Here is a 9,772-nt window from a genome sequence, read left to right as displayed (position 1 = left end):
CTCATCTCTTCTACTGCGTCCTCATCTTCTTCTACTGCGTCCTCATCTTCTTCTACTGCGTCCTCATCTTCTTCTACTGCGTCCTCATCTTCTTCTACTGCGTCCTCATCTTCTTCTACTGCTTCGTCATCCTCTTCTACTGCTTCGTCATCCTCTTCTATTGCATCTTCATCCTCTTCAACTGCATCTTCATCTTCGACCACAGGGATTGTAGCAAGGGTCCCTGTAACTCTAGAACTTCAGCTTCAGTTTCAGAAATATAGTTTTCAGCCTCCACTGCCTCATCGCTATCAGCATCAATCCTGTTGTTCGTTAACCCAGATAATTGATTTGAGGAAGCGTTCAATCTATTTAATAGAGAGTTTAAGTTTCCGCTATACTCCTCATATTCTTCTTCCGTTAATTCAGTGCTCTCATTTAAGATGGAAGAAAGTATGGCAACTTCATTCTCTACAGAAGCTACCCTTTTTTCAACACTTCCTAAAGGACCTTGTCCGTTTGCTTGTGCCTGTGCTGCTTGATTACCTTGTGCTTGAGCATTTGGATTTTGAGCGTCAGCCTCGCTTGCTCCAGAAGTAGCTGCCAGTCCTAAAGCTAAACTCGGTGCTGCTAACCACATAATTCTTTTGTTCATAAATATCTGCCTCCTTAACATTTTGTAAAGAAATGCTACACCAGCAGATATCCCCCATGAAAAAGCGAGACAAAACTAATTTTTTAGCAGTAATTTCCTTTTAATCTTCATGTAATACACGGCATTTCACTTGTGAAAAGTAAGTAATAATTACTAAGATATGTTCAATCATCTAATCTTTTTAATCCTACATTTTCTTTACAATTACGTTACAATTAGTTATTCTAGTATAATAATTAATTTTGCTTTCAACATTAAAAAGTACCCATAATGACAACTATCTATCTATAGTCTTATTATAATATCCTATATTTATATATTAAAAACGTCCCTTTTAACAGCAACTGAAATTCGTATTCTATTCAATCATGAAATATGGCCTGCTAAAATTAAAACCAGATTCCCCGCCTTCATCAAGCTTTAGATGAATGTAGTAAAGGTGTATTCTTTTTTATCTATTTCATATATTGAATGGAGTATAAAAAGTAAGGAGGGTTATTTTCGATTCACCACATATCTTTAGGGAATAACGTTATGCAACAACGTTCATAAAAACCGAGAGGATGGTTTAGATGGATGGACGCGCAGCATAGACAACAATGGAGGTCGGTCAAAGCAATGCTTGGCCGTTACCTTTTTGTGCATCGAGAGACGATGTGGCTCCCGCTTTTTCAGCCGAAGCCTATGTAAATGGGCAAATACAAACGATCAATTTAGAGGACTTTCGTGGAAAATGGGTGGTGCTTTTTTTCTATGCCAGTGATTTCACCTTTGTTTGACCGACAGAGTTAGCAGCAGTTGCTGCTCTGTACCCTCAGTTAAGGGAAATAAATGCTGAGGTTTTTGGTATTAGTACGGATAGCGTTTATGCTCATAAAGTATTTAAGGATATTTCACCTTCTGCACGGCAGGTTCAATTTCCCTTGATTAGTGATCGGAATCAATATATAAGTCGCTCTTACAGGGTACTAGATGAACAGTCTGGAGCCGCCGTTAGAGCAACAGTCATTGTAGACCCTGATGGAATTATTGTATCTAAATTAATCTATCCACGGGAAGTTGGGAGAAACACTTATGAAATCCTAAGATTACTCCAAGGCATTCAATTTGGAAGACAGACTAATTTAGGAGTGCCTGCGAATTGGGTTCCAAGCATGCCGGGCATTGAACGTAGAACGGAAGATATTGGAAAGATATAAAAGCAAGCTCGCTCGCTGGTAAGCCTTTTTTGCTTTTATGAATGGTATGCATCCCTCTTTTCAATGATCTGTTTTGATGGCTTTTCACTAAATAAAGAGACAACATACATGGAAACTAATGACACTGGAAGAGCGATTAAGATCTCTGAATTATACGGCATCGAAAAGAAGATAAAGCAAATGAGAAAACTAATCGAACCTGTTAACAGCCCAATAATTGCTCCTGCTCGAGAGGCTTTCTTCCACCAGATCCCCAATACTATTGGACTGAATAAACTTGAAACCATAAATCCTACTGCCGCCGTGTATAATACAATTAAGAAGGCGGGCGGATTAAGAGATAGCAGCATAACCACAATCCCAACCACCCAGGTGAACGCCATCGATACTTTCACCACTCTTTCTCTACTGGCATTCGGGTTCAAGACTCCTTTATATAAATCATATGAAAAAGCACTACTCACCGCTAAAAGCAGGGCATCGGTTGAAGACATGACCGCAGCCATTATACCCGCTGTAATAATTCCCATAAGGACAGGACCGAAAAATTGTTCTGCAATTAAAAGCAGCCACATATCAGGTGGTGAGTTTGAAAGCAACGTTGCATCCATAGTTGGAATATAGGGCACGATGACAAGACCCATCCCGATCATTAAGATACCGAATATCAACATACTGATATTTAAAGATAATTTTGCAGACCTTACATTACTCGCCGTAAAAATTCTCATTACCAAATGGGGCGTAACACAGACCGCCGTTGCCCACGTAACAAAGGCTCCCATGTAAGCAGCAACAGGCAGCGTAGCACCAACGGAGGCGAGAGCAGGATTCTCACTCGTTGTACTCACAAAAAACGACGGCCAGTCCATTGGAAGATGAAACACCCCCGCAATGACGATAGAGGAAATTAAAAAAATCATCATCGCTCCTTGAAGTATATTCGTCCAGGTGACAGCCAGCATACCACCCAGGGATACATAGAATATAAAGACGAGCACAATAATTATCAGGCCCCACTCATAGGATAACCCCGTTACATAGGAAGCTATTAATCCTCCAGCAGTCATTTGTGACATTAAGTACATAGCAGAGCCAATAATAATGACCACGGGAATCGCAATTTTAAAGAAATTTCCTCCAAAGCGATCATTAATAAACTCAGATACAGTAAATTTCTGTGAATTGCGCAATGGCTTGGCTACTAATACACTTGCTACAGAGAACCCGACAACAGATCCAACGGTCATCCAGGCCAGGAATGGAAAACCTAAGTTCCATATCGTCCCGGCCCCGCCATAAATGACCCCCCACTACCAAGCGCCGCCAGCATAGCAAGAGAATTCACACCGGTCCCAATCTTACGGCCTGCTACATAATAATCTTCTATACCAGTTTGAGATTTCGAGATACGCCTTTGGTGTATAGTCCAAGGACTACCAAAAAAGTAAATACATAATCATGATCGAAAGCTCAACTGTCTTCACTTTTACTCCCCCTATTAAATACTTAAGTATCGAAGGAGCGATTAGATCGCTCGCTGTCGATGTTCACCTCTTTGGACTTGCTTCTTATAATCAAATAAATCGCCACAACCGGAGCAATAAGATGCAACGCATACGCTCCCCATGCCTGAAGCGTTAGGTGAAGAATCATTACATCATAACTCCATGGTAAAAAGAAGACACCGGCATAAAGAAAAATTCCAACCAGGAACCACCCTTCCCCTTTTGGCAGACGGTACCAATTTCCCATTACGCTTCACTACCTTCTTTTAAGAGTCTCCGTAACACTTTTCCTGAGCTTGTAGCCGGAAGCCGTTCGCGAAACTCTACATACCGGGGATATTTGTAAGCTGCCATTTTCTCCTTAGACCACTTAATAATCTCTTCTTCAGAAACCTTTTCGACTGATGGATTCAAGATCACAAATGCTTTAACACTTTCACCACGGACAGAATCTGGTACACCAACCACTGCGACTTGTGCAATCGCAGGATGTTCCATTAACATTTCCTCGACATCCTCAGGAAAGACACTGTAGCCGGAGCACTTAATCATTTCTTTGACTCTGCCGCTAAAGAACAAATAACCATCTTCGCTGAAGTATCCAATATCTCCCGTGTGGACCCACCCATTCCTGAGTGTTTCTCTTGTCGCTTCAGGGCGGTTCCAATACCCTTTGAATACACCAGGATTTTTAATGACAATCTCCCTTGCTCTCCAACAGGCTGGTCCTCTCCTGTTTCGAGATTAACAATCCTCATTTCCGTATCAAAAACAGGAATGCCGCAGCTGCCGAACTTTATGTTGTCTGCTGGCATAAAGGTATCACACGTGTGTGTCTCACTTAATCCATAGGCCGCTTCATACATCTGGCAGCCGCCTGTCACGTCCTTCCATTTGTCAGCTAACTCTTCAGTGACTGGCATACCAAAACTAGTAGCCAGATTTCGTCTAAGAGTATTTAACTTTCTTTCCTTCAGCCCCGGGTATTGGAGAAGTCCGGCGTTCATCGGAGCCACACTATACCAAAAACTTATTTCATATTTCTCTATAGACGTTATCACTGGCTCTGGTTCAAATTTGGTCAACAGAACACATGGCGTCCCTGAATAAACTGGAATATTGACTCCCATCACCATGCCTGCAATATGACATAACGGCATCACCGCAAGCATCTATCATCAGATCGTGCCCCGTTTGTCAGTACTGCGGCGGCCGTTTTAAATAAAGCGTTTTCATAAGTGAGCATCGCTCCTTTTGGTCTACCGGTTGTCCCGGAGGTGAAGACCATTAAAGCTACGTCTTCGTCTACTTTCACAGAACGTTTCATGAGGTTCGCTGGATACTTCTCTAATTCTTCTTTCAAATCAAACACGCCTGACGCTGCTCTCTTCTTTTCATACTGAAAATCAGCAGGAAATGGGTACGGACTCTCTTTTCCCATAAAGTCCTGGTAATTCGTTGTGACAGCCACTTCAAGGGACGGAATGTGAGCACGAATATGTTCGATTTGGGGGTATATTTCATCACCAGCTACAATGACCCGCATACTCGTCTCATTGATTAAATACTCCAGTTCGGTTTCCTTATACATCGGGTTTAATGGACAGACTATCACTCCGAGCTTTTGTGCCCCGTAGTGAGCAATAATGTACTGTGGACAATTCTGCATAAATAATCCAATGCGGTCTCCCGTTTCAACTCCTTTTTCCAGTAAGAAATTTGCAAATTGATTGCTCGCGTCGTTTATATCCTTCCAGGTTATTTCATTCCCGTAATAAATGTAGGCTACCTCATCAGGTCTATTGATAGCATGATCTTCTACATATTCGTGAAGGGGTTTCTTTCCTAATCGGTAGGTTAATTCCTTCGGTACATCCTCCGGCCAGTTTTGCATCCACACGTTTTTCATCCTTCCATCCTCCCTATCATTTAGAAACTTGTCGGCCAATCAGCTAACAATCGTTTACTTTTTGAACCTTTATTTACACAAGCATATTCAAGCATTTGACATAGAAACTTTCTTGTATCTCGAGGATCAATCACATCATCGATGAGAAATTTGCCCGCCGCCTTATACGGTGAACTGTCAAATCCCCAGGCAGCAAGAAGTTTTTCTCTTTCTCGATCCGGGTCCTCTGCCTCCTTCAGTTTTCTGCCATAAACTACATTGACTCCCACTTCCGGACCGGTAAAATTTATTTCTGCACTCGGCCAGGCTACAACAAAGTCTGCTCCCATGGTCGGTCCGCACATATTGCCATAGGCTGCTCCGATGCTTTTTCGAATCACAACTGATAGTTAGGTACAGTTGACCTGGCCAAGGTTGATTCCACTGCATAATCTTGCTTGGAACCTTCTTTTTCTCAGCAGAGCCGCTCACTCTGAAACCTGGAATGTCATGTAAGAAAACGAGGGGAATATGAAACGAGTCACATAAACAAATGAAATCCGTTGCTTTATCGCATTCCTCCGGACCGCTGGAACCAGCAAATTTCATAGGTTGATTGGCAATCACCCCTACGACCTGCCCATTTAAGTGTGCCAGTCCTGTTAGCAATGATTGTCCAAATAATGGCTTTAACTCAAAGAATTCACCATCATCCATAATTAGCTTAATAAGTTTTTTCATATCGTAGGCTCTTGTCCGCCTTGTAGGAACCAGGTCAACGACCTCATCCAGCCTTCGATCAGGATCATCTTTTGTTGCTTTTCTTGGCGGCTCTTGTTCAGCGTTAAGGGGCATATAGCGAAAGAAATCTTTCATGGCCTCAATTGCTTCTTCCTCTGATTCCGAGACATGATCAATTTGTCCAGTCACCTTTGCATGAACCTCCCATCCACCTAACTCCTCTGGAGAAATCTCCTCTCCTGTTGCCATTTCCAGCATTCTGGGCCCGGCAACCGCCATGGAGGTTCCTTTTACTTGAGAGACAAAATCAGAGGAGACGGCAAGCCAGGTCGGACCCCCGTAACTATCACCCAGGATGCTTGATATCATAGGGATCTTTCGTCCAATGGTCAGGAGGTTTTGAGGAAATAGCTTATCACTTATGCCATCGGATCCCATCCCATCAGGCATCCTGAGACCCCCGCCTTCCCCCAGGTTAAAAACTGGAAACCCCCGCTTAAGCATACTCGTGCAGTGCCTCTGATTTACGAAGATGAACTTCCCCTTCTGTGCCGGCAAACACAGTCTTGTCAATCGCTTCCACCACTACAGGCCGTCCTTCAATTTTTCCAACTCCGCATACCATTCCATCGGCAGCACTCTTTTCTTCTGCACCAGGAAACGTGGAATGGCTTAAGGCGCCAAATTCTATGAAACTGCCAGCATCCAGGAGTTTTTCGATTCTTTCTCTAGCCGTGTAAAATCCAGACTCATGGTGTCTATGAATTTTTTCTTCTCCCCCCATTAACAGAGCTCGTTTTCTTTTGTCTTCCAACTCCTCTATCAGTTGGTTAATGGTCACTTCTTCGTGCATGATATCTCTCCTTTCAATCCCTTTCCAAGATACACATTCTTTTCCATTTCAATCGATTCTTTGCCTGTAATAAGTAGGCAAATTGAAAACGGGATGATGAGTAATGATCCATGGAGGCGTCTGACACAATTCGTGAAAATCAGTAAGGAGTTGACGTAAGCCTCTTTTATTATCAGAGTACGTAACCGATAAAAAGGTAATCCCCTCAAAATACTTGCGGCTTCCAATCACCCCCGAGAAGAAACGAGTCAGAGGGTCTCCTGAAACATAAATCAACGTAATGGTCATATCATCAGTTTCAAGTAAAATACTTTCATGCATAGAATCGTACATATAAAAAGGAGGCCGCCTCTTCTCCTTAAAAGGGATTTTGTTTTGAGAAAGAACTCCTTTAAACAAGTCGGCAGCCTGGTTCTGGGGGATACCCACAAACGTTTCCCATTTACGACGATGAATAGCTAACACCAAAACTCCTCCTCTTATTTCACCGAAAGGGCCGTCCCTTCAAACGAGCTTATTTTATCTACTATTTCTTTTGGTATCGCTTTTGCCTTTCCGGCTGTACTATCAAAACAAACTTGTATGGATTCAGCCTGAACAAGGACTTCTTCATCACGACTGATGACATATTCAAAGGTCATGCTTGAAGTACCGATCTTTTTCACCCGGCAATGAACCTGTAGCATGTCATCAAGCTTTGCTGGAGCAAAAAATTCAAGTGTCATTTTTCGAACGACCAGATCAAATACATTTTCCTCTGCTAATTGCATCCAATCGGGCTGATCACTGTACGAAAATATTCGGTTACTGCAACATCAATATAAGTTGAATAATGGGCATTAAATACAATTTTTTGACCGTCAATTTCTGAATAACGGACTCGTATTGGATGTGAAAAATAATAATCTGATAACAAAAGTTCTTCCTCCTTTTAAAACATACTAACCGGTTAGTATGTTTTACTCATAGGTATTAAAAAAGGGTGTAACAAGGATTTTCACTTACAACTAAAGTTATGAATAAAGCCTTCTTCTACAGAGGAAGTCATGCCGTGGCTGTTGAGGTGTCTAATTATTAGGGTAGCATCAAAAATTCAGAGATGCAATAAATAGTCTGAAAATTTTAAATAATGGATGCCACTTGCTTCACCCATAGCAAATTTATCAGAAAGGCTTACCTTTTTTGTAAGCCTTTCTTCTATTAAGAAGCCCTATGTGCATAAATACTTTACTGCTATCTTACTCGTTTTTTTCTTGTTTTCTTTTCATCATTATCACTTTTACACCTTCCTGGGTGATCTCGTCGTCCTGGTTGATTAATTGAACGGAAAATTTTATAATGCCCCGGTCATCTTTGCTGCGACTATGAACTTTTTCCTGAACGGTAAACTTTGCGTGAACCGTGTCACCATAGAAAATAGGTGCAGTAAACTTCCAATTTTCCACATTCAAAAAAGCAATGGCCGTCTGCTCAAATAAACCAAGCCTAAACATTAACCCATGACAAATGGAAAGCCCAAGCAAGCCATGAACAATAGGTTTTTCAAACTGAGTATGTTTTGCGTATTCCTGATTGGTGTGCAGTTCATTCATGTCACCTGACAAAGACGCAAACATGACGACATCTGTCTCCGTAATCGTTCTCCCAGGGGATATAAATTCCTGGCCAATTTCCAGCTCATCAAAATAGATAGAATTCATCTTATCTCTCCTTAAACTATCATTTACGTACGAGCCTGACTTACTTTTGTATGTGTAAAGCTGCTAATCAAGTTACTAATCTAAGATTTCTAGAATCGTCGCATTTGCCATTCCATATCCTTCACATATTGCCTGCAGTCCAAATCGCTTCCCTGTTCTTTCAAGTTCATGGAGAAGTGTGGTCATGACTCTTGCCCCGCTTGCCCCGAGTGGGTGACCTAACGCAATAGCCCCGCCATTTGTATTGAGTTTATTTATATCTGCTTTTAATTCCTTTTGCCAATAAAGGGGCACAGAGGCGAAAGCTTCGTTGACTTCATATAAATCCATATCATCTAATGATAAACCAGCTTTGTTGAGGACTTTTTGGGTAGCTGCCACAGGACCGGTAAGCATGAAGGTCGGATCAGAGCCCACAACACTGCGCGCCAGGATTTTAGCACGGGGTTTCAAACCCAATTCATCAGCTTTTTGTCTGGACATGATTAACAAAGCTGACGCCCCGTCACTAATTTGGCTGGCATTGCCCGGAGTTATCACTCCATCCTCTTTAAAAGCAGGGGTAAGCGTACCAAGCTTTTCCAAACTTGTTCCTTTTCTTGGTCCTTCATCAGAATCAAAGATTATTCTTTCGCCATTTTCATCTACCGTTTCTAGAGGAAAGATTTCATTTTGAAAGCGTCCTTCTTCCTGAGCCTTTAATGCTTTTTGATGACTCCTTAACGAAAATTCATCCAGCTCCTGACGAGAAAGATTCCAATGTTCAGCAATTCTCTCTGCAGATAACCCTTGATTGATGATTTCATAGCGTTCTGTTAACCGAGTGCTAGGTTTCACTCCCTGAACATTAGAATTCATTGGAACTCTCGTCATACTTTCTACCCCGCCTGCCACCACGACATCCATATCGCCACTGAGCACAGCCTGAGCAGCGAAATGAACGGCCTGTTGACTTGATCCGCACTGGCGGTCAATGGTAACTCCAGGTACTTCTATAGGAAGCCCGGCAATCAGTGCGGAGACCCTGGCAATATCTGGTGCCTGCTCCCCTGCTTGTGAGACACATCCTGCAATCACATCCTCAACTTGGCCGGCATCAATTCCTGTTCGATTAATTAATTCTCTTAACACCTCAGCAAACATATCATCAGGACGCATGCTGCGTAACGACCCGTTTTTTCTTCCTATCGGCGTCCTCACTGCTTCTACGATCACCGCTTCTCTCATATTGCATCCCGCCTTTTCCCGG

The 9,772-nt window shown here is 42.3% G+C and carries 10 protein-coding genes and 2 pseudogenes; 1 reads left to right on the top strand and 11 read right to left on the bottom strand.

Annotated elements, in window-relative coordinates; translation table 11 throughout:
• Both JCM19033_RS23305 and JCM19033_RS07770 read right to left on the bottom strand, forming a co-directional pair.
• The coding region (locus JCM19033_RS23305) for a hypothetical protein (RefSeq protein ID WP_198153445.1) at positions 1-203 on the bottom strand (203 nt) is incomplete at its 3' end.
• The gene (locus JCM19033_RS07770) at positions 158-634 is read right to left on the bottom strand and encodes a hypothetical protein (RefSeq protein ID WP_054635895.1); all 477 of its coding nucleotides are present in this window, start codon (positions 632-634) and stop codon (positions 158-160) included. The genes JCM19033_RS07770 and JCM19033_RS23305, both read right to left, overlap by 46 nt.
• A 599-nt stretch (positions 635-1,233) precedes the next feature.
• Between JCM19033_RS07770 and JCM19033_RS07760 the strand changes: the two genes are divergently transcribed.
• Positions 1,234-1,833, top strand: coding sequence for a peroxiredoxin (locus JCM19033_RS07760; RefSeq protein ID WP_269758062.1), 600 nt, complete (start codon positions 1,234-1,236; stop codon positions 1,831-1,833).
• Positions 1,834-1,868: 35 nt separating this feature from the next.
• Here the strand turns inward: JCM19033_RS07760 and JCM19033_RS07755 are convergent, their stop codons facing one another.
• The 9 genes and pseudogenes from JCM19033_RS07755 to JCM19033_RS07720 form a co-directional block, all read right to left on the bottom strand.
• Positions 1,869-3,137 (bottom strand): sodium:solute symporter, encoded by a 1,269-nt coding sequence (locus JCM19033_RS07755; protein ID WP_083465330.1) that lies wholly within the window; start codon positions 3,135-3,137, stop codon positions 1,869-1,871.
• Between the two features lie 205 nt (positions 3,138-3,342).
• Entirely contained in the window at positions 3,343-3,588 is a 246-nt protein-coding gene (locus JCM19033_RS07750) for a hypothetical protein (protein WP_054635891.1), read from the bottom strand.
• Positions 3,588-3,893, bottom strand: a complete 306-nt coding sequence (locus JCM19033_RS27300) for a hypothetical protein (protein WP_306301274.1) — start codon at positions 3,891-3,893, stop codon at positions 3,588-3,590. Before JCM19033_RS27300 ends, JCM19033_RS07750 begins: the two co-directional genes overlap by 1 nt.
• Positions 3,890-5,235 (bottom strand): annotated as a pseudogene (locus JCM19033_RS07745) (AMP-binding protein). Before JCM19033_RS07745 ends, JCM19033_RS27300 begins: the two are co-directional and overlap by 4 nt.
• A 35-nt stretch (positions 5,236-5,270) precedes the next feature.
• Positions 5,271-6,823: pseudogene (locus JCM19033_RS28055) on the bottom strand (acyl-CoA carboxylase subunit beta).
• A gap of 48 nt (positions 6,824-6,871) precedes the next feature.
• On the bottom strand, positions 6,872-7,288 hold the full coding sequence (locus JCM19033_RS07735; protein WP_054635890.1) for a hypothetical protein: 417 nt from the start codon (positions 7,286-7,288) through the stop codon (positions 6,872-6,874).
• A 14-nt stretch (positions 7,289-7,302) separates the two neighbouring features.
• Positions 7,303-7,593, bottom strand: coding sequence for a thioesterase family protein (locus tag JCM19033_RS07730; protein WP_269758061.1), 291 nt, complete (start codon positions 7,591-7,593; stop codon positions 7,303-7,305).
• Positions 7,594-8,061: 468 nt separating this feature from the next.
• On the bottom strand, positions 8,062-8,523 hold the full coding sequence (locus tag JCM19033_RS07725; RefSeq protein WP_054635889.1) for a MaoC/PaaZ C-terminal domain-containing protein: 462 nt from the start codon (positions 8,521-8,523) through the stop codon (positions 8,062-8,064).
• A 75-nt stretch (positions 8,524-8,598) separates the two neighbouring features.
• Positions 8,599-9,750 (bottom strand): thiolase family protein, encoded by a 1,152-nt coding sequence (locus JCM19033_RS07720; RefSeq protein WP_054635888.1) that lies wholly within the window; start codon positions 9,748-9,750, stop codon positions 8,599-8,601.
• Positions 9,751-9,772: the final 22 nt, after the last annotated feature.

The sequence above is a fragment of the Thalassobacillus sp. C254 genome (assembly GCF_001310615.1).
The sequence above is the reverse complement of the archived record's forward strand: the minus strand, read 5'-3'. Positions and strand labels throughout refer to the sequence as shown.